Source organism: Duganella sp. sic0402, from assembly GCF_019219065.1.
In the GTDB taxonomy this organism is placed as follows: Bacteria; Pseudomonadota; Gammaproteobacteria; order Burkholderiales; family Burkholderiaceae_D; genus Rugamonas.
Genome location: NZ_JAHUWK010000003.1, coordinates 106,692 through 127,070, shown reverse-complemented (window position 1 = coordinate 127,070; position 20,379 = coordinate 106,692). Strand labels below are relative to the sequence as shown.

Sequence of the window (20,379 nt, the reverse complement as noted above, 5' to 3'; positions counted from 1 at the left end):
GCGGCGCCTAGCTGGCTGCGGTCATCACTTCCGACAGCCAGTCGACAAACACCCGCACGCGCGGCGATAGCTGGCGCTGATGCGGGTACAGCACCGACACTGGCATCGGGCGTGGGCGCCATTCCGCCAGCACCTCGCGGATGGCACCGCTGCGCAGCTGCGCGTCGATGTGGTAGCGCGGCATCTGCACCAGCCCCAGATCGCCGGCGCAGCAGGCTGCGTAAGCCTCGGCGCTGCCAACCGAGACGCGGCCGGGCAGGTTGATGCTGACGTCCTGGCCATCGACGATGAACTCGAACGGGAACATCTTGCCGCTGCTGGACGAGAAGAAGTTGACCGCCTGATGGCCTTGCGTGTGCAGGTCTTCCAGCGTTAGCGGCACACCGTATTGTTCAAAGTAGCCGGCGCTGGCGCAGGTTACCTGCTGCAGGCTGGCGACGCGCCGCGCCACCATCGAGGAATCGCGCAGCTCGCCGACGCGCAGCACGCAATCGACGCCGTCGCGCACCAGATCGACCAGCCGGTCGCCCAGGCCGATTTCCAGTTCGATGTCGGGATAGCGGGCGAAGAACTCCTTCAGGCGCGGCAGCACGTAGTGCCGCGACAGCGTGCCTTGCAGATCGATGCGCAGCTTGCCGCGCGGCGCTACGCCGCTGTTGCCGAACCCGGCCTCGGTTTCCTCGACATCCGCCAGTATCCGCACGCAGCGCTGGTAGTAGGCCTGGCCGTCCAGCGTGGGGCTGACATGGCGCGTGGTCCGTTGCAGCAGGCGCACGCCGAGACGCGCCTCCAGCTGCTTGATGGTGTAGGTGGCGGTGGCGGCGGGTATCTGCAAATCCTCGGCCGCCTTGCTGAAGCTTTCCAGCTCGACGATGCGGGTGAACACGCGCATGGCGTTGAAGCGATCCATTATCTATGCGACGATGATCCGGCCCACAGATTGATCGCGCCTTCCTGCGCCTGCGCGTCGATCTGCGCCAGTTCCTCGGGGCTGAAGCTGAGGTTCTTCAGCGCGTCAACGTTCTCGCGGATTTGCGTGGCGTTGCTGGCGCCGATCAGCGTCGAGGTGATGCGCGGATCGCGCAGCACCCAGGCCAGCGCCATTTGCGCCAGCGTCTGGCCGCGCTGTCTGGCGATCTCGTTCAAACCGCGTACGCGTTGCAGATTGGCTACGCTCAGATGCGAGGGCAGCAGCGAGCCGCCACCGGGACGATGGACGCGTGCATCGGCCGGCACGCCGTTCAGGTATTTGTCGCTGAGGATGCCCTGTGCCAGTGCGGTGAAAGTGATGCAGCCTATGCCTTCGCGGCCCAGCGTATCCAGCAGGCCCTCGGTCTCGATCCAGCGGTTCAGCATATTGTAGGACGGCTGGTGGATCAGGCACGGCACCTTCCACTCCTTCAACAAGCGCGCGGCTTCGGCAGTTTTTTCGGCTGAGTAGGAAGACACGCCGACGTACAAGGCTTTGCCTTGCTGGACTGCGTGGGCGAGGGCGCCCATGGTTTCTTCCAGCGGCGTATCGGGATCGTAGCGGTGCGAGTAAAAGATATCGACGTAATCGAGGCCCATGCGTTGCAGTGACTGATCCAGGCTGGCCAGCACATATTTGCGCGAGCCGCCGCCCTGGCCGTAAGGGCCGGGCCACATATCCCAGCCGGCCTTGGTGGAGATGATCAGTTCATCGCGATATGGCTTGAAGTCTTCCTTGAAGATGTGGCCGAAGTTGGTTTCGGCGGAACCGTACGGTGGCCCGTAATTGTTGGCCAGATCGAAGTGGGTGATGCCCAGGTCAAACGCCGTGTGCAGCATCTCGCGCTGCGCGGCAAGGGGCGTGCTGTCGCCAAAGTTATGCCACAGCCCGAGCGACATCGCCGGCAGTTTCAAGCCGCTGCGGCCGCAAGGCCGGTACTGCATCTCATCATAGCGCTGCGGGGACGCGAGGTAAGTCATGCTGTCTCTCCAATAAAAAAGCCCGCAGGCGCGGGCGCTGCGGGCTTTTATTCAAGCTGCCGGTGTCGCGATTAAGCGAAATTGGCGGCAGCGAAGTCCCAGTTGGCGAGCTTGAAGAAGGTCTCGATGAACTTAGGACGCACGTTGCGGTAGTCGATGTAGTAAGCGTGTTCCCACAGGTCGATGGTGATCAGCGCTTTGGCATCGGTGGTCAGCGGGGTAGCGGCGTTCGAGGTGTTGACGATGTCCAGCGTACCGTCAGCTTTTTTCACCAGCCAGGTCCAGCTCGAACCGAAGTTGCCAACGGCCGACTTGGTGAACTCTTCCTTGAACTTGTCGAACGAACCCCATTTGGCGTTGATGGCGTCAGCCAGCGCGCCGTCCGGTGCGCCTTTGCCGTTCGGGGTCAGGCTGTTCCAGAAGAAGGTGTGATTCCAGATCTGTGCCGAGTTGTTGAAGACCGGGCCCGACGATTTCTTGACGATTTCTTCCAGCGACAGGTTTTCGAACTCGGTACCCTTGATCAGGTTGTTCAGGTTGGTGACATACGTTTGGTGGTGCTTGCCGTAGTGGTATTCCAGCGTTTCTTGCGAGATGGCCGGCGCCAGGGCGTCGATGGCATATGGCAGAGGTGGCAGAGTATGTTCCATTGTTTTTCCTTTGATTGAATGGTCTAAAAAAACCGGGTCATTTTATCGAAACGTCCACCATTGTAAAGCGGATAGGCCGTCCCCGCAGAAAACACCCCGGTTTCGTGTGGATTAGCGGGTTTTTAACGTACCCTGCGGGTGGTTTCGCGGACGATCAACTCCAGCGGCGGCACTTCGCCGCGCGCTTCCTCGCCATTGATGATGCGCAGCAAGGCGTGGGTGGCGATACGGCCGATGTCGTACAGCGGCTGGCGGATGGTGGTCAGCGGCGGCGTGGTGTATGAGGAACCGGGCAGATCATCGAAACCGACCAGCGAGATATCGTCCGGCACGCGGATGCCTTTGCGGTACAGCGCCAGCCGCGCGCCATAGGCGCTCAGGTCATTGGCGGCAAACACGGCGGTGAACTGCAGGCCGGCGTCGAACAGGCGGTTCATCGCCAGCATGCCGCTGGCCTCGTGGTAATTGCCCTCGACGATCAGCTTGTCGTCCAGCGGAATGCCAGCCTCTTGCAGCGCGCGCGCATAGCCGGCCAGGCGGTCATTCGCGTCGGTATTGTTGGACGGGCCGGAAATAAAGGCGATTTTGCGGTGGCCCAGCTCGATCAGGTGGTGCACCGCCAGATAGGCGCCGTATTCATTGTCCATCTTGAAGCCCAGCGCGCTGCGGGTCTTCAGCGCGCGGCCGGTGGAAACAATCGGCCGCTGGCCGGAAAAGCCCAGCACGGTTTCGTCATCGATACGGCCGGACAACAGGATGATGCCATCGACCTTGCGCGCCAGCAGCAGGCGGATGCGGTCGGCTTCTTCCTCGGCATTCCAGTGTCCGCTGACGATCACCGACGCGTAGCCGGTGCCCTTGAGGCCGTCGTCGACGCCGCGCAGGGTTTCGTCAAAGAAAGGGGAGGAAATATCCTGCACCACGATGCCGATGGTCATCGAACGGCCTTTTTTCAGGCCTTGCGCCATCTGGTTGGGCGCGAACTTCATCTTGTCGATGGCGGCCAGCACGGCCAGGCGCTTATCCTCGGACACCTTGGCGGTGCCGTTGAGAATGCGGGAAACAGTACTCGGCGACACTCCTGCCTGGCGCGCGACATCCAACAGGGTTGAGGGGCTGGAGGAGGGAGGGGTGTCTGCCAAAGTAGAACCTTCGCTGTAATTATGAAAACCTTTTCGGCGAAAGATTAGCACATTGACTTTCGTTCATTCTGAGTATTTAATGAAAACCGCGTTTGAAAACGTTTTCACGGGCGATGCTGACATATAATCAAGCAGCCGGAACAGAACAAAAAAGAGACAGAACGGAAAGAGACATGAAACGCGATGCATTTTCGCACCTCGCGCACGGCCCGCGCATTCTGGCCGATATAGGCGGCAGCAGCGCCAGCTTTGGGCTGGAAACTGCGCCGAATCAGATCGAAGCGATCTGGTTGGCCGAGTGCGCAGCCTATCCGACGCTGGGCGCGGCGATGGTGGCCTATCTATCGCAGCCGGCGACGGTGGCGGCGGGCGGCTACCAGGCGCGCTTTGCCGGCATCGCTATCGCCAACCCGATCGACGGCGACTGGGTCACCATGACCAATCACCACTGGTCGTTTTCGATTGAGGCGGTGTGTTCGCAATTCAGCCTGAAATCGCTGGTGGTGGTGAACGACTTTACTGCGCTGGCTAGTGCCTTGCCCTACCTGGCGCCTGAGCACAAGCACCAGGTCGGCGGCGGCATCCAGCGCAGCGGCGCGACGATCGGACTGGTGGGTGCCGATGCGGGACTGGGCGTATCGGCGCTGGTGCCGGCCGGCGACCGCTGGATCGCCATCGACAGCGAAGGCGGCCACGCCACTTTTGCGCCGATGAACGAGCGCGAGATCGACATCCTGCGCTACGCGCGGCGCTACCATGAGCATGTATCGAGCGAGCGGCTGGTGTCCGGCATCGGCATCGCGCTGGTCTACCGCGCCCTGTGCGAACGCGCGCGTGCCGAGCCGCACAACCTGACCACGGCGGAAATCATGGAACGCGGCCTGCACCGTCTCGACCCGGTCTGCGAAGAAACCCTGCTGGCCTTCTGCGAAATGCTGGGCACGGTGGCCGGCAACGTCGCGCTGACCCTGGGCGCCAAAGGCGGCATCTACATCGGCGGCCGCACGGTACTGAAGATGAGCGACTTCTTCGAACGCTCCGGCTTCCGCGCCCGTTTCGAGCAAAAAGGCCGCTTCTCTGACTACCTGGCGCACATCCCCACTTACGTCATCACCGAAAAATACCCGGCGCTGATCGGCATGTCCGCCATGCTCTCCGCCACCTAATCCGGGGTCAGTTTGGCAGAACTGACCCCGGCTATATCGACGTGGGCGCTGCCTCCGGCGAGGCGGACTGTGACGGTGGTTTGTGGCTTGAGGTCGTCCGGCGCGCGCAGGATGGCGCCTTGGTCGTCGGTGACGATGGCGTAGCCGCGCTCCAGTGTGCGTTGCGGATTGAGTAGTTCCAGTTGCGACGACAGCGCGGCCAGCGCATCGCGCTGGTGGTGCAGCTTGCGCGCGATGCCGGTCGCGGCGCGGTGTTGCAGGCTGGTCAGCGCCGAGCGGGGGGCGGTGATGTCGGGCTTGCGCGCGCCGAGGCGGCCGCTGAGGCGGTCCAGCTGGTGGCGAGATTGTGTCAGCGGCGCGCGGTTGGCATGCGTCATGGCGGTGGCCAGGGCGCGCAGTTTGTGGCGCTGCTGCGCGATTTGCGCGCTTGGATTCAGCAGCCGGCGCTGCTGGTTGTCCAGCGTTTGCTCGGCATCGTTCAGCGCGCGGCGCATGGCGCGGCGGATGTCGATGACGTCGGCACGCAATGCGCCTATCCAGTCGGCGCGTGGCGTTGCCGCCAGTTCGGCCGCGGCCGTTGGCGTGGCCGCGCGCAAGTCGGCGGCGAAGTCGCAAATCGTGAAGTCGGTTTCGTGGCCGACGCCGGAGATCACCGGCATGCGGCAGTTGGCGACAGCGTACGCCACTTCCTCGTCGTTGAACGACCACAGGTCTTCGATGCTGCCGCCGCCCCGGCAGACGATCAGCACGTCGCATTCGCCGCGCAGCGAGGCGATGTCGATGGCGGCGGCGATTTTTTCGCTCGCCAGCTGGCCTTGTACCGGCGTCGGGTAGAGGATCACTTGCACATGCGGCGCGCGCCGTTGCAATGCGCTCAGCACGTCGCGCAGCGCCGCCGCTTGCGGACTGGTGACGATGCCGATGGTGCGCGGGAAGATCGGCAGCGCGCGCTTGCGCTCGGGGTGGAACAGGCCTGCCGCGTCCAGCTTTTCCTTCAGCCGCTGGAAGGCTTCGAACAGCGAGCCGACGCCGGCGCGGCGTATCGCTTCCACATTGATCTGGTAATCACCACGCGCGCCGTACAGCGTAACCAGCGCGCGCACTTCGACCTTGTCGCCTTCGCGCGGAATGAAGTTGGCGTACTGCGCACGGCCGCGGAACATCACTGCCCGCACCTGGGCGCCGTCATCCTTGAGCGTGAAGTACCAGTGGCCCGACGCCGCCCGCGTGAAGTTGGACACTTCGCCGGATATCCACTGCAAGGGGAAGCTGCGTTCCAGCAGCCGCGCCACGGCCTGATTGAGCGCGCTCACGGTAATGACAGGCGCTGCGGCAGGGGCGGAATCTTGGCGGTCGTCGAAGTTCATAGATTTCAAAAAAGGAAACTATCCACACTATGTGTGTTTGGTCACACAGCGGTAACAGCGTAGTTAATACCCTAGCTATTATAGGTAGGTCTATGATTTTAAAGGGTAAACATTTCTGCCGTATTTGCGTGCAAAGAGGAAAAACCCTTATGTATCAAGCACTTTGCATGGACTGATGGGGGTTACGCACAAAGTTATCCACAAAAGATGTGTGAAACTTTAGTGAGCGATAGCCTTTTTTTGTTATGCATTTTACCATGCTTAAAATTTACGCACGGAAATTATATGATTACAAATCAATGACTTAAATAGTCGTGTCCGCTGTTTCTCACACTTTTATCCACAGAATTTGTGCAAAACTTTTTTCGCAGGCCTTGAAAGAATTGTTGGTGTGGGAGGGAACGAACCGCCTTCCGGCCCAGGGGCGGCAGGTGCTTTATTTTTGCGCAGGGAAATAAATTCCTTGTAAATCAATGGCTTGAATTTGCAACTGGCCCCTTGCTAACAATCTTATCCACACAAAATGTGCAGAAGTGCACAATTACCGCTGATAGCTGAAACTGATCGGTCGCGTTTTGCTGGCGAGCGGTGGATAAGCCTGTTTTTGCCGGGAAAACAGGCCCCCGGCACGACTGTGCTGAATTTTTACTCAAGGCAAAAAAAACCTTATAAATCAACGAGGTTGATACTTGTGGCCGGCCTTGCTCACAATCTTGTCCACAGTAAGTGTGGGGAAGTTCACATTCCACGTTCCCAGCAGCGTTGCGCGATTTTTAAGCTGGTTAACTATTCGCTTATAGATCAAGCACTTAGATCAAGAAAAAGATGCTTGCTCACATTATTGTCCACAGAAAATGTTGAGAACTCCACCAGACACTTGCCGACATCGCCCCAACAAGATACATTGCGCCATTAAGTTCCAGATTATCTACAGGAGTTCGTTTTGCTCGCCATCTTCCAAGCCGCCGGCTGGCCTATCTGGCTGTTGTTGATTGCTTCCATCGTTGCCGCCGCGCTGATTATCGAACGCCTGATGTATCTCCGCCGCGCCAAGCTGATCCCGAAAAAACTGCTGGACGAAGTGGTGCTGGTCTACCGCAACAAGCAAATCACGCCCGACATCATCGATAAGCTGGAGAAAAGTTCGCCGCTGGGCATCGTGCTGTCTGCCGCGCTGCGCAATGTGGATGCGCCGCGCGAGGTGATGAAGGAGTCGATCGAAGAGGCGGGCAGCGGCGTGGCGCACACGCTGGAACGCTTCCTGACCACGCTGGGCACCATCGCCACGCTGGCGCCGCTGATGGGCTTGTTCGGCACGGTGGTCGGGATGATCGAGATTTTTGGTTCGCAGAATGCTGCCGGTTCCAATCCGGCGCAGCTGGCGCACGGCATTTCGGTGGCGCTGTACAACACCGGTTTTGGCCTGGCGATCGCGATGCCGACGCTGGTGTTCTACCGCCACTTCCGCGCGCTGGTGGACAGCTTCATCATCGACATGGAGCAGCAAGCGGTGAAATTTGTCGACATCGTCCACAGCAAGCGCAAATAAGGACGCGTCATGAATTTCCGCAAAGGCCAGCGCCGCGAAGATCCGGAGATCAACCTGATCCCGTTTATCGATGTGCTGCTGGTGATCCTGATTTTCCTGATGGTCAGCACCACCTACAGCAAGTTCACCGAATTGCAAATCACACTGCCGACTGCCGATGCGCAGAAGGCCGAGGAAAAGCCGTTCGAGCTGAGCGTGACGGTGGACGCCAAGGGCAACTACACCATCAACGGCGAGGCGGTGTCCTTCCGTGATGTGGCCGGTTTTGCGCAAGCGATGCGCGAAGCTGCGGCCAAGGGCGGCGAGGCGGGCAAGTCGCCGGTGGTGATCGTCAACGCCGACCAGTTCGCCATGCACCAGATGGTGATCAATGTGATGGAAGCCGCGCGCATCGCCGGCTACGAAAAACTGACTTTTGCGGCGCAAACCGGTGGTACAAAATAATACGTCTGCGCTGGAATCCACACTGACGCGTAACTGGCTGCGGCGCGGCCCGCTGGCGTGCGCCTTGTGGCCGGTGTCGCTGATCTTCCGTCTGCTGAGCCGCTTGCGCGTGGCCTTGTTCCGCGCCGGCGTGCTGAAGTCGTCGCGGTTGCCGGTGCCGGTGGTGGTGGTGGGGAATATCTATATCGGCGGTACCGGCAAGACGCCGCTGACTATCTGGCTGGTGCAGGCACTGCAGGCGGCGGGCATGCGGCCGGGCGTGATTTCGCGCGGTTTCGGCAGCAAGGAGGAGGGCGCGCGCCAGGTGACGCTGGCCTCGACGCCGGCGCAGGTGGGCGATGAGCCGTTGCTGATCAAGCAGCGTACCGGTGCGCCGGTGATGGTGGGGCGCGACCGTGCCGCTACCGGCCGGGCATTGCTGGCCGCGCATCCCGAGGTGGATATTCTGCTGACTGACGACGGCTTGCAGCATTACCAGTTGCAGCGGGATGTGGAGATCATCCTATTTGATGGGCGTGGTGCCGGCAATGGCTGGCTGCTGCCGGCCGGGCCGCTGCGCGAGCCGGTCAGCCGCCGCCGCGATTTCACTGTGATTAACACGCCGCAGCTGACGGGCGCGCTGGCAGCCTCGGTGGGAGCGGCCCAGGCAACGCCACTGCAGATGACGCTGGCCGGCGATGTGGCCGAACAGCTGCGCGACCGCACCCAGCGGCGCAGCCTGGCGGATCTTGCCGCGCAGCCGGGCTTGCGGATTGTTGCCGCCGCCGGCATCGGCAACCCGGCGCGCTTCTTTGGCATGTTGAAAGCCGCCGGCCTGCACTTCACCGAACTGCCTCTGCCCGATCATCACGACTTCCTGGACCGGCCATTTGCCGCCCTCGATGCCGACCTAATCTTGATGACCGAGAAGGATGCAGTAAAATGTGCGCAAATTGAAGAACTCAGTGGCGATCCGAGACTATGGATCGTCCCGGTAACAGCGCGCATCGACCGCGCGCTGGCCGACCAAATTGTGGAGAAATGTCGTGGACGCTCGATTGCTTGATATCCTGGTTTGCCCGGTCTGCAAAGGCCCTCTGGAGTACGATAAAAAAGCCCAGGAAATGATTTGCAAAGGCGACCGCCTGGCTTATCCGATCCGCGACGGCATTCCGATCATGTGGGCCGACGAAGCGCGTACCCTGCAGGACAAGGCTGAATAAACGTGTCCTTCATCGTCATCATTCCGGCGCGCCTGGCGTCGACCCGGCTGCCGAACAAGCCGCTGGCCGATCTCGGTGGCAAGCCGATGGTGGTGCGCGTCGCCGAACGCGCGCAGCAGTCGGGCGCCTCGCGCGTCATCGTCGCCACCGACCATGAGGATATCCGCGCCGCCTGCCAGCAGCACGGCGTGGAAGTGTGCATGACCCGTGCCGACCATCCGTCCGGCACCGACCGCATCGCCGAAGTGGCACGCACGCTGAACCTGGCCACCGATGCCGTCATCGTCAACCTGCAAGGCGACGAGCCGCTGATCGACGCGACGCTGCTGCAAGCGGCGGCCGCCCGTATCGGTGCCGACGTGCCGATGGCCACCTGCGCCCATCCGCTGCACGCTGTTGCTGACGCCTTCAACCCGAACGTGGTCAAGGTAGTGCTGGACAAGGCCGGCCGCGCGCTGTACTTCTCGCGTGCCACCATCCCGTGGCACCGCGACGCCTTCGCGCAATCCAAAGACAGCCTGCCGGCCGGCTATGTGCCGTTGCGTCACATCGGACTGTACGCCTACCGCAACGACTTCCTGCAAGCCTATCCGGCGCTGCAAGTGTCGCCGCTGGAATCGATCGAGGCGCTGGAGCAGTTGCGCGTGCTGTGGCACGGTTATCCGATTGCCGTGCACGTCACCGGCTCGGCCCCGGCCGCCGGCGTGGATACGCCGGAAGACCTTGAACGGGTCCGCCAGTTCTATTGATTTAGCTCAATTTCAAGTCAGGAAGCCGTCAGTTCGCACTGATATAACAAGTGTAACTGTGCGATATTCATACGCTCTATCACGTTGAAATTGGCGTTCAAACTATGTTTTGTGGTAAGTTTCGTACGATCCGCTACTTACTAACCCATACCCATATCTGATTTTTAGGAATTCTTCATGCGTCTTATTCTGTTAGGAGCACCAGGTGCCGGCAAGGGCACTCAGGCTAATTTCATCAAAGAAAAATACAACATCCCGCAAATTTCCACTGGTGATATGCTCCGCGCCGCCATCAAGGCCGGCACTGAACTCGGCCTGGCCGCGAAAAAGGTGATGGATGCGGGTGGTCTGGTATCGGATGACATCATTATCGGCCTGGTCAAGGACCGTCTGGCGCAGCCGGATTGCGCTCATGGCTATCTGTTCGACGGCTTCCCACGCACCATCGCCCAGGCTGACGCCATGAAAGACGGCGGCGTAGCTGTTGACTACGTGCTGGAAATCGCTGTGCCGGATGAATCGATCATCGAGCGTATCGATGGCCGCCGCTGCCACCCGGCGTCGGGCCGCGTCTACCATGTCAAGTTCAATCCGCCTAAAGTTGAAGGCAAGGACGACGTGACCGGCGAAGACCTGGTGCAGCGTGACGACGATAAGGCTGACGTGGTCAAGAAACGTCTGGACGTGTATCACAACCAGACCGAAGTGCTGCTGGGTTACTACAACGACTGGGCGCAATCGGGCCAGGCTGGCGCGCCGAAGTATCGCCGCATCGAGGGCGTCGGTCCGGTCGATGAAATTCGTGACGCAGCGTTTGCCGCGCTGTCCAAATAAGCGGTAAAGTAGAGCGGACCGATGGTCCGCTTTTTTTTCGCCAGCGCCATCCCGATTTTTGAAGTTTTGCAGTTCGCACGTGCAGTGTGGTTTGTAAGCTTGATCAACAAAAATAAAGGGGACACTCATGGCAGGCAGCTTATGGTTGGCAGTTGCGTGCGGCGTCATCGCCGTGGTTTATGGACTATGGTCGCGTAGCTGGATTTTGCGACAGGACGCGGGCAATCCGCGCATGCAGGAAATCGCGCTGGCGATACAACAGGGCGCCGCCGCCTACCTGGCGCGCCAATACCGCACCATCGGCATCGTCGGGGTGGTGCTATTAATCCTCATTGCTGTGCTGCTCGATGTGAGCACCGCCATCGGCTTCCTGATCGGCGCGGTGCTGTCGGGCGCGTGCGGCTTCATCGGCATGAATGTCTCGGTGCGCGCCAATGTGCGCACCGCGCAGGCTGCCTCCAAAGGCATGAACGAAGCGCTGGACGTGGCTTTCAAGGGTGGCGCCATCACCGGCATGCTGGTGGTCGGGCTGGGCCTGCTGGGCGTGGTGCTGTTCTATATGTTCCTGGTGGCCGGCGTCGGCCCCGGCGTCGATCTGCACAAGGTGATTGAGCCGCTGATCGGGCTGGCCTTTGGCGCCTCGCTGATTTCGATCTTCGCGCGCTTGGGCGGCGGCATCTTCACCAAGGGCGCCGACGTGGGCGCCGACCTGGTTGGCAAGGTGGAAGCCGGCATTCCGGAAGATGATCCGCGTAACCCTGCGGTGATTGCTGACAACGTTGGCGATAACGTCGGCGATTGCGCCGGCATGGCCGCCGACCTGTTTGAAACTTACGTGGTGACGCTGATCGCCACCATGCTGCTGGGTGCGTTGCTGATGGGCGCCGCCGGCACCACGGCGGTGGTGTATCCCTTGCTGCTGGGCGCGGTGTCGATCATCGCATCCATCATCGGCTGCTCGATGGTCAAGGCCAAGCCGGGCAAGAAAATCATGTCGGCGCTGTACACCGGGCTGTGGTGGGCGGCCGGGCTGTCGCTGATCGGCTTCGTGGCGGTGACCTGGCAGCTGTGGCCGGATGAGACGATGCGCATGCGCATGATAGGCTGCACCGTGGTCGGCATCGTGCTGACCGGGCTGATGGTCTACATCACCGAATACTACACCGGCACCGACTTCCCTCCGGTTAAGCATATTGCCGAGGCGTCGACCACCGGTCACGGCACCAACATCATTGCCGGCCTGGGCGTCTCAATGAAGGCCACCGCCTGGCCGGTGCTGGCGGTGTGCGCGGCAATCCTGGTGTCCTACCAGCTGGGGCAGCTGTACGGCGTAGCGATTGCCGCCACCTCGATGCTGTCGATGGCCGGCATTGTGGTGGCGCTGGACGCCTACGGCCCGATTACCGACAACGCCGGCGGCATCGCCGAAATGTCCGGCATGCCGGATTCGGTGCGCGCGATTACCGATCCGCTGGATGCGGTGGGCAATACCACCAAGGCAGTCACCAAGGGCTATGCGATCGGCTCGGCCGGGCTGGCGGCGCTGGTGCTGTTTGCCGACTACACGCACGCGCTGGAGTCGGCAGGCCGCGCGATTACCTTCGATTTGTCGAATCCGATGGTGATCGTCGGCCTGATCATCGGCGGCCTGATTCCCTATCTGTTCGGCGCCATGGCGATGGAAGCAGTGGGGCGCGCGGCTGGTGCGGTGGTGGTGGAGGTACGCCGCCAGTTCCGCGATATCAAGGGCATCATGGAAGGCACCGGCAAGCCGGAATACGACAAGGCGGTGGATATGCTGACCGCGTCGGCGATCAAGGAAATGATCGTGCCGTCGCTGCTGCCGGTGGTGGTGCCGATAGTGGTCGGCATGCTGCTGGGACCGGCCGCGCTGGGCGGCATGCTGATGGGCACCATCATCACCGGGCTGTTCGTGGCGATCTCGATGACCACCGGCGGCGGCGCCTGGGACAACGCCAAGAAATACATCGAAGACGGCCATCACGGCGGCAAAGGTTCGGAAGCGCACAAAGCGGCCGTGACCGGCGATACGGTCGGCGACCCTTACAAGGATACGGCCGGGCCGGCGGTGAATCCGCTGATCAAGATCATCAACATCGTGGCGCTGCTGCTGGTGCCGCTGCTGCCGGCGTCGGGCTGGCTGGCGGTGTCGGCGCCGCCTGTGCATCCGCCTGCCATCGTCGCACCTGCTGACGCGCCGCCACCGCCGCCGCTACAGCAGCAGTAACTAAATGTATCCGTGGCTTCCCTCCTATCGTGCACCTGCTAATAATGGAGAAAGGAGGCAAGACCATGAACATCATCAAACCAGCCGCGCTGACTGCCGCATTTCTGATTGGCATGCTGGTCTGCGAAGCGGCGTGGGCGCAGGCGCCGGATGCGCTGGCCGCTGAGCAGGCCAAGGCCACTGAGGCTTCTGCGGCCACAGAGGCCGCCTACCTCAAATTGCCATTCTGCACGATGAATGCCGAAGGTACAGGCCTGGCTGTCGAGCCGTGCCGCAAAGCGCCCGCGCAGGTGCCGATGCCGCGCCGGCCGGTGCCGCAGATCATGCAGCCGATGCCGCAGGTAAAGCGTGCACCGCAGGCGGCGATGCCGGGCATGCAGCCATCGCCTTCATTGCAGAGTCTGACCAACCCGCCGCACGCACCGGTACCGGTCACCAGTTGCGACGTGGCCGGCTGCTACGGCGCCAACGGCGTGCGCTACAACAATATGGGCGGCGGCGTGGTCGGCCCGAACGGCAAGGTTTGCAACCGCTCGGGCGCCACCATCCAGTGCTAGGCCAACCCGCTTAGAAGCGTGCGGTCAGGCCGGCGAACATGCGCCGGCCGGGCACATAATAATCGACCAGGCCATCGGCGCTAGGTCCCTTCTTGAACAGGTTTTCCACGCCACCCCGTACAGTCCAGCTCGGCGTTACCTTGTACGACAGCACCGCATCGACGATGGTGTAGGCGCGGTTGGACAGCGGGCCGGCGTCCAGTTCCTTGCCGGTGTACTGTGCCGACACCTCAGCGAATAGCTGATCGCTCACCTGCCAGCCCAGCGCCGAGTACCATGACAGGCGCGGCGCGGACAGCAGGTTGGCGCCGGTGGTCAGGTTCCTGGCCTCGCGCATATAGGTGAAATTGTTGCGCCAATTCAGGTTCTGCGTGAGTGGCACAGTAGCGCTTGCTTCAAGGCCGCTGGTGCGGGCCTTCTGGATATTGGTCAGGCGGGTCCACCATAATTTCTGGAAGAAGCCCAGCGGCGCGTAGTCGATCTTGTTCTTGAAGTCGTTATGGAAATACGTGAGGCCGAGATCCCAGCCCTGATGCGCATAGGCCAGCCCCAGTTCGGCGGCGGTGCTGGTTTCCGGTTTCAGGTCCGGGTTGCCGGCCATGTAGCAGCCGCCGCGCACATAGCCCAGCGGCGCCAGGCTGGTGCAGCCCCGGCCGCCCGAGTTGGTGGCCGAGGCCGGCGAGTTCTCTTTCAGGCTCGGCGCGCGGAAGCCTTGTGACACGCCGCCTTTGATCGTCCAGGCCGGTAATGGGTGATACACCAGGTACAACCGAGGACTGTAGTGGTTGCCAAACTTGCTGTGGTGGTCGAGACGCAAGCCTGCCGTGGCGCTGAGATTGTCCGTCAGGAACAACTGGTCTTCGGCGAACAGTGCCGAGGTGGTGCCGGACAATGTCGAGCCTTCGACCTTGTTGCCCAGGTAGTCGGTGGGCACGGTGCCGATGGTGTCGGTATTGGTCAGCTCCTGGTCCTTCCATTGCGCGCCCACAACCAGCAGCTGCTCGACACCCCAGCCCAGACGCTTTTCCAGCGTGGCGTCCAGCGTGGTGTCCTTGGAGCGCGCCACCGTGTTGGCCACGCGGTTGTCGAAATCATTGTGATACAGATTGAGCTTGGCGGTGCCGATCTCGAAGCGGCCTTCGTAGCCGAGGCTGGCGCTTTTGCGTATCAGCTTGCTGGCGCCCCAGGCGTAGAACAGCGGATCGCCGTCCGGGTCCAGCGTGGACGAATCGCTGGCTTCCTGGCGGCCGTAGCTGGCGTCTAGCGTCAGGCTCTGGCGGTTGCCGAGTTTCCAGCTGAGCTGACCGGTGGCGGTCTGGTTGCGTTCGCCGCCGATGCCGCCGGCGTTACCGCGCACCTGTTCATCGGGATTCTGTTTGGTCTGGCTCAGGCCGAAGCGCATGCCGACCGTGTCGCTGAGCGGGCCGGCGATATTGAAGCCGAGCTGGTGCGCGTCGCCACGGCCGCTGTCCTGTGGACGGGTGGTATTGGCGGTGGCCGAGCCATTCCATTTGCCTGGCACCCTGCGGGTGATGATGTTGATCACGCCGCCCATGGCGTCGGAGCCGTACAGCGAGGACATAGGGCCGCGCACCACCTCGATGCGTTCGATCATCTCGGGCGAGATCCAGTTCAGGTCCTGGCGGCCCAGGTCGGGGCGGTAGGCGGTGTCGGCCGAGCTGCCGACGCGCTTGCCGTCGACCAGGATCAGTGTGTATTTGTCGGGCAGGCCGCGCAGCTTGATTTTGGATTCTTCGCCGACCGGGCTGGTGCCGCCGGTCACGCCGGGAATGCGGCGCAGCAGCGTGTTCAAATCGTAGACGGGCTGGCGCTCGATTTCTTCGCGGGTGATGACGCTGACGCTGGCGGGTGCATCCTTGATATCGATGGCGGCGCCGGAGGCGGTGACCACCACGGTGGGCAGGGCGGCGTCATTGGGCGCATCGCTGGCCCAGGCTTGGTGAACAGACAGTGCCAGCAATGTGGCGACAACAGGACGACAGGTAGACATAGGGCTTTTCCAGAGTGGTGTTGCCTGGCTGCCTGCCGGGTGCTAGGTGGTTCATAAAATGCGGTCGCTTGCCGCAATGAGAATGAAAATCATTTCGATTATAAACCTTCATTGGCAAAAAATAAAGTGCTTACGCGATAAGGGGCTCGCACAGGATCGGGAAGTTGACCGAATTGGCGATGTAGCACTTCTCGTGCGCCGTGTGATGCAGTTGCAGCGCCAGTTCGCGGTCGCCGGTCACGATGGTGACGCGTGGGCGCAGCACGATACGCTCGAAACGCTCATCCAGCATCGTGCCTTCCGCAGCATCCTCGTAGGCGGTGACGGCAATGCCGGCATCGGCGCACAGGTGCAGATACCACAGCTTGTGGCAGGCCGAGGCGGATGCTAACAGTAATTCCTCCGGATTCCAGCGCGCGGCGTCACCACGGAAGGCCGGGTCAGATGAGCCTGGTATCGCCGGCTTGCCTGGCGCGCTGATGACGTGATCGCGCTCATATTCGCGATAACCCGAGGTGCCGCTGCCCCGGTTGCCGGTCCACTGCACATTGAGCTGGTAATGGTGCTTCATACATCCTCCTTGCCGCAAAGTGTATCCCTATTTGGTATTCTGGTATACCATTTGCTGCATGAGTACATCAGAAAGCATCGCCGCTTCGTTGCGCGGCTTGATTGCCAGCGGCGAATTGCCGGATGGCGCCCGCCTGGTTGAGCGTGACTTGGCCGACCGCTACGCGGTCAGCCGGATTCCGCTGCGCGAGGCCATACAGAAACTGGCGGCGGAAGGGCTGGTCGAGCAGTTCAAGAATCGCGGCGCCGTGGTGCGCACGCTGTCTGACGCCGACATTGATGAAATTTATGCGCTGCGCATGCTGCTGGAAGGCGATGCCATCCATCGCGCCGTACAGCACATGGATGGCGAGACACTGGCCCGCGCCGAACTGGTCCACCGCCTGCTGGGGGAAGCCGCCACGCGCGAAAAGCAGGGCGAGCTCAATCGCGAATTCCATGCCTTGCTGTATGCGCCGTGTGGCAACAGCCGCCAGCTTAAAACCATCAGCGAACTACGCGCCCAGGTCGAACGCTACGAACGTCTGCAAGCCACGCTGCTGGCCGATACTCCCGCCTTCCAGCATGAGCACGCCGGGATACTGCAAGCCTGTATCGCCGGCGACGCCGAGCGTGCGCGCACCATGACCATCGAGCACCTGGCCAGCGCCATGCGGCTTGTAAAAAATGCACAGCGCCTCCATGTGCCTTCCCAATAACTATCTATCTCAGGGGGAAAACATGCTCGCACCGAAAGCGCCACGCTCAGTTCACGATCATCGTCCGGTTGCGGTCCAGGTGGTCAAGCAGCAAAAGTCCGGTGCTGTCGATAAGCATGTGCTGATCGTTGACGAGCCCCGCAAGCCGCAGCAGCCGCCGAAGGCAAAGTAGCGGGATTCTGCGCTACAATGCTGACGTTTACGTAAACGTCAAATAAAAACAGGAGACAGGCATGCAGATTCAGGACAGCGTATTCATCATCACCGGCGGCGCGTCGGGACTGGGTGCGGCGACCGCGCGGATGGTGGCCGGGCAGGGCGGCAAGGTGGTGGTGGCCGATGTGCAGGTGGAGGCCGGCCAGGCGCTGGCCGCCGAGCTCAAAGGCGTGTTCGTCAGGTGCGACGTGACCTCGGAAGCGGATGGACAGGCCGTCGTGGCGGCCGCGCTGGCGCAGGGCACGCTGCGCGGCATCGTCAATTGCGCCGGCATCGCACCGGCCGCCAAGACCGTCGGCAAGGACGGTCCGCACGCGCTGGAGCTGTTCCAGAAAGTGGTGATGATCAACCTGGTCGGCACCTTCAATATGGCCCGCCTGGCGGCCGACGCGATGAGTAAAAACGCACCGCTGCCAACCGGCGAGCGCGGCGTCATCATCAACACCGCCTCGGTGGCGGCGTTTGACGGCCAGATCGGCCAGGCCGCCTATGCGTCGTCGAAAGCCGCCGTCGCCGGCCTGACCTTGCCGATGGCGCGCGACCTGTCGCGCAACGGCATCCGCGTGATGACCATCGCGCCCGGCATCTTCGAGACCCCCATGTTGATGGGCATGCCGCAGGAAGTGCAGGACGCGCTCGGCGCGATGGTGCCGTTCCCGCCGCGCCTGGGCAAACCGGATGAATACGCGTTGCTGGCTAAAGCCATCATCGAGAACCCGATGCTGAACGGTGAAACCATCCGCCTCGACGGCGCGATCCGCATGCAACCGAAGTAGGCCTGCTGGCGGCCTGTATAATCGCCGCCATGAATCCTACTACCACCGGTTATCTGTGGCTGGTGCTGGCCTCCGTCGCCAGCGCCGCCGCCACCTTTTTAATCAAGATGTCCAGCCACGCCGGCGCCGGCATCACCCTGGAGCGGCTGCTGTGGCTGGGCGGCGCCGGTGGCGCGTATGGCCTCGGCTTTATTTGCTACGCCTTCGCGCTGGAACGGCTGGCCATCAGCCTGGCTTATCCCTTCATGACTGCGATTACCATCGTCATGGTGACCCTGGTTGGCACCCTGGTGCTGCAGGAGAGCCTGACGCCGCTGAAAATGTTCGGCCTGTTGCTGATCGGCGCTGGCGCCTTTGTGGTGGCGCGCTAAAACGATATACACGATTTCGTGTACGATGCCAGATGATTTGTTTGGGAGAGTACATGAATCGTTTGAAGACCCTGGCGCTGAGTATCGCCATCATCGGCGCGGCTTATTTGTCGCCTCAGGCGCCAGCTTATGCGCAACGCGCCACGCCGGATCACGCACCGGAAATCGCCACCGGCTACGCTGAGAAAGCCGGAAAATCCTCGCAAAAATTCATGGTGGCTGCGGCCAATCCGCTGGCCACGCAAGCCGGTTATCAAATCCTGAAGCAGGGCGGCGCCGCCATTGACGCGGCCATCGCGGTGCAGATGGTGCTGACGCTGGTGGAGCCGCAATCGTCCGGCATCGGCGGCGGCTCGTTCCTGATGTACTCCGACGGCAAACACGTGCAATCCTATGACGGCCGCGAAACCGCGCCCGCCGCTGCGGACGAACACCTGTTCCAGGACGCGAACGGCAAGCCGGTATCGCGCGAAGTAGGCGTGGTGGGCGGCCGCTCGACCGGCGCGCCCGGCGTGCTGCGCATGCTGGAGCTGGCGCACAAGCAGCATGGCAAGCTGCCGTGGAAAGCCTTGTTCCAGCCAGCGATCCAGCTGGCGCAGAACGGCTTTGCCGTGAGCCCGCGCCTGAACGCGCTGATCTCCTACGATAAATTCCTGGCGCGCGATCCGGTCGCCCGCGCCTACTTCTATGACGCCGACGGCAAGCCGCGCGCAGTCGGCTACATCCTGAAGAATCCTGATCTGGCGCAGACCTTGCGCGAAATCGCCGAAGGCGGCGCCGACGCTTTCTACAAAGGCCGCATCGCCAAAGACATCGCCGCCAAGGTGGCCTCGCATCCGAGCAATCCGGGCAAGCTGACTGCCGCCGATATCGCCGGCTACCAGGCCAAGGAACGTGCGCCGATCTGTAGCGACTACAAGCAGTGGACTGTGTGCGGTGCGCCGCCGCCATCTTCCGGCGGCATCGCCATCGCGCAAATGCTGGGTATTCTGGAGAACAAGGACATCAGCCCGTACAAGCCGGTGAATGGCCAACTGACAGCCGAGGGCATCCATCTGTTCACCGAAGCGGGTCGGCTGGCGTATGCCGACCGCAATCGCTATGTGGCTGATACCGACTTCGTGCCTCTGCCTGGCAAAGGCGTCAGCGCCATGCTGGACAAGGGCTACCTGAAACAGCGCGCAGCACTGATCGGCGACAAGTCAATGGGCCGCGCCAACTACGGCACGCCGGATACCATGCAAGTCGCCTGGGGCACCGACACCGCCATCGACAAGCCGTCCACCTCGCACCTGGTGGCGGTGGACGCCTTCGGCGGCGGCCTGTCGATGACCACGTCCGTCGAAGACGCGTTCGGCGCGCGCCAGATGGTCGATGGCTTCATGCTGAACAACCAGCTGACTGACTTCTCCTTCGACTCGCAGGACGAAAACGGCCCGATCGCCAACCGCGTCCAGCCGGGCAAGCGTCCGCGCAGCGCGATGTCGCCGACGCTGGTGTTCGACAAGGGCACCCACAAGCTGGTGCTGGCCACCGGCTCGCCGGGCGGCTCGGCCATCATCAACTACGTCGCCAAGGTGCTGGTCGGTACGCTGGACTGGAACCTGGACGTGCAGCAGGCGATCAGCCTGCCGAATATCGGCAGCCGCAACGGCCCGACCGAACTGGAAGCGGGCCGCGTCAGCCGCGCGGTGGTGGCGGAACTGAAGGCGCGCGGCCACGATATCCGCGAATACGATCAGAACTCAGGTTTGCAAGGCATCCAGCGCCGCAACATCAACGGCAAGCAGGAATGGTTCGGCGGTGCCGATCCGCGCCGGGAAGGCGTGGTTTTAGGGGAGTAAACCTCCCCAAACGGCGTAGACCCTGCTAACCTTGC

21 protein-coding genes are annotated in these 20,379 nt (G+C 62.0%); 14 read left to right on the top strand and 7 right to left on the bottom strand.

The window, feature by feature from the left end; all coding sequences use genetic code 11:
• Window positions 1–7: 7 nt before the first annotated feature.
• The 4 genes from KW842_RS09575 to KW842_RS09560 all read right to left on the bottom strand — a co-directional run bounded on the left by KW842_RS09575 (window position 8) and on the right by KW842_RS09560 (window position 3,742).
• On the bottom strand, window positions 8–910 hold the full coding sequence (locus KW842_RS09575) for a LysR family transcriptional regulator (RefSeq protein ID WP_218303871.1): 903 nt from the start codon (window positions 908–910) through the stop codon (window positions 8–10).
• The gene (mgrA, locus tag KW842_RS09570; protein WP_218303870.1) at window positions 910–1,950 is read right to left on the bottom strand and encodes an L-glyceraldehyde 3-phosphate reductase; all 1,041 of its coding nucleotides are present in this window, start codon (window positions 1,948–1,950) and stop codon (window positions 910–912) included. Before mgrA ends, KW842_RS09575 begins: the two co-directional genes overlap by 1 nt.
• Before the next feature lie 71 nt (window positions 1,951–2,021).
• The gene (gene sodB / locus KW842_RS09565) at window positions 2,022–2,600 is read right to left on the bottom strand and encodes a superoxide dismutase (RefSeq protein ID WP_218303869.1); all 579 of its coding nucleotides are present in this window, start codon (window positions 2,598–2,600) and stop codon (window positions 2,022–2,024) included.
• A gap of 122 nt (window positions 2,601–2,722) precedes the next feature.
• Complete coding sequence (locus KW842_RS09560; RefSeq protein WP_218303868.1) at window positions 2,723–3,742, bottom strand: LacI family DNA-binding transcriptional regulator; 1,020 nt, start codon at window positions 3,740–3,742, stop codon at window positions 2,723–2,725.
• 173 nt (window positions 3,743–3,915) lie between these two features.
• On the opposite strand from KW842_RS09560, the gene glk reads away from it, so the two are divergent.
• On the top strand, window positions 3,916–4,908 hold the full coding sequence (glk, locus tag KW842_RS09555; RefSeq protein ID WP_218303867.1) for a glucokinase: 993 nt from the start codon (window positions 3,916–3,918) through the stop codon (window positions 4,906–4,908).
• Here the strand turns inward: glk and xseA are convergent.
• A complete protein-coding gene (gene xseA / locus KW842_RS09550; RefSeq protein WP_218303866.1) occupies window positions 4,905–6,275 on the bottom strand; it encodes an exodeoxyribonuclease VII large subunit in 1,371 nt (456 codons plus the stop codon). The genes glk and xseA overlap by 4 nt on opposite strands.
• A gap of 943 nt (window positions 6,276–7,218) precedes the next feature.
• On the opposite strand from xseA, the gene KW842_RS09545 reads away from it, so the two are divergent.
• From KW842_RS09545 to KW842_RS09510, 8 genes are all read left to right on the top strand, one after another.
• Window positions 7,219–7,824, top strand: a complete 606-nt coding sequence (locus KW842_RS09545; protein ID WP_218303865.1) for a MotA/TolQ/ExbB proton channel family protein — start codon at window positions 7,219–7,221, stop codon at window positions 7,822–7,824.
• Between the two features lie 9 nt (window positions 7,825–7,833).
• A complete protein-coding gene (locus tag KW842_RS09540; RefSeq protein WP_218303864.1) occupies window positions 7,834–8,268 on the top strand; it encodes a biopolymer transporter ExbD in 435 nt (144 codons plus the stop codon).
• A complete protein-coding gene (gene lpxK / locus KW842_RS09535) occupies window positions 8,255–9,313 on the top strand; it encodes a tetraacyldisaccharide 4'-kinase (RefSeq protein ID WP_218303863.1) in 1,059 nt (352 codons plus the stop codon). The genes KW842_RS09540 and lpxK overlap by 14 nt, the downstream gene beginning before the upstream one ends.
• On the top strand, window positions 9,294–9,470 hold the full coding sequence (locus KW842_RS09530) for a Trm112 family protein (RefSeq protein ID WP_008446346.1): 177 nt from the start codon (window positions 9,294–9,296) through the stop codon (window positions 9,468–9,470). Before lpxK ends, KW842_RS09530 begins: the two co-directional genes overlap by 20 nt.
• 2 nt (window positions 9,471–9,472) lie before the next feature.
• A complete protein-coding gene (gene kdsB, locus KW842_RS09525) occupies window positions 9,473–10,219 on the top strand; it encodes a 3-deoxy-manno-octulosonate cytidylyltransferase (protein WP_218303862.1) in 747 nt (248 codons plus the stop codon).
• Window positions 10,220–10,396: 177 nt separating this feature from the next.
• Window positions 10,397–11,053: an adenylate kinase gene (gene adk, locus KW842_RS09520; protein WP_218303861.1), complete on the top strand. Its 657-nt coding sequence runs from the start codon at window positions 10,397–10,399 to the stop codon at window positions 11,051–11,053.
• A gap of 127 nt (window positions 11,054–11,180) precedes the next feature.
• Entirely contained in the window at window positions 11,181–13,301 is a 2,121-nt protein-coding gene (locus tag KW842_RS09515; RefSeq protein WP_218303860.1) for a sodium-translocating pyrophosphatase, read from the top strand.
• Window positions 13,302–13,366: 65 nt separating this feature from the next.
• Window positions 13,367–13,858: a hypothetical protein gene (locus KW842_RS09510; protein WP_229223601.1), complete on the top strand. Its 492-nt coding sequence runs from the start codon at window positions 13,367–13,369 to the stop codon at window positions 13,856–13,858.
• Window positions 13,859–13,868: 10 nt separating this feature from the next.
• Here the strand turns inward: KW842_RS09510 and KW842_RS09505 are convergent, their stop codons facing one another.
• Together KW842_RS09505 and KW842_RS09500 are read right to left on the bottom strand one after the other, a co-directional pair.
• The gene (locus tag KW842_RS09505) at window positions 13,869–15,869 is read right to left on the bottom strand and encodes a TonB-dependent receptor domain-containing protein (protein WP_229223600.1); all 2,001 of its coding nucleotides are present in this window, start codon (window positions 15,867–15,869) and stop codon (window positions 13,869–13,871) included.
• 130 nt (window positions 15,870–15,999) lie between these two features.
• The gene (locus KW842_RS09500; protein ID WP_218303859.1) at window positions 16,000–16,440 is read right to left on the bottom strand and encodes an OsmC family protein; all 441 of its coding nucleotides are present in this window, start codon (window positions 16,438–16,440) and stop codon (window positions 16,000–16,002) included.
• Between the two features lie 58 nt (window positions 16,441–16,498).
• Here KW842_RS09500 and KW842_RS09495 point away from each other — a divergent pair, with 58 nt between their 5' ends.
• The 5 genes from KW842_RS09495 (at window position 16,499) to ggt (ending at window position 20,344) form a co-directional block, all read left to right on the top strand.
• Window positions 16,499–17,137, top strand: a complete 639-nt coding sequence (locus KW842_RS09495; RefSeq protein WP_218303858.1) for a GntR family transcriptional regulator — start codon at window positions 16,499–16,501, stop codon at window positions 17,135–17,137.
• Between the two features lie 22 nt (window positions 17,138–17,159).
• Window positions 17,160–17,309, top strand: coding sequence for a hypothetical protein (locus tag KW842_RS09490; RefSeq protein ID WP_218303857.1), 150 nt, complete (start codon window positions 17,160–17,162; stop codon window positions 17,307–17,309).
• A 61-nt stretch (window positions 17,310–17,370) separates the two neighbouring features.
• Entirely contained in the window at window positions 17,371–18,129 is a 759-nt protein-coding gene (locus KW842_RS09485) for a 3-hydroxyacyl-CoA dehydrogenase (RefSeq protein ID WP_218303856.1), read from the top strand.
• A 29-nt stretch (window positions 18,130–18,158) separates the two neighbouring features.
• Entirely contained in the window at window positions 18,159–18,500 is a 342-nt protein-coding gene (locus tag KW842_RS09480; RefSeq protein ID WP_218303855.1) for an SMR family transporter, read from the top strand.
• 53 nt (window positions 18,501–18,553) lie between these two features.
• Window positions 18,554–20,344, top strand: a complete 1,791-nt coding sequence (gene ggt / locus KW842_RS09475) for a gamma-glutamyltransferase (RefSeq protein WP_218303854.1) — start codon at window positions 18,554–18,556, stop codon at window positions 20,342–20,344.
• Window positions 20,345–20,379: the final 35 nt, after the last annotated feature.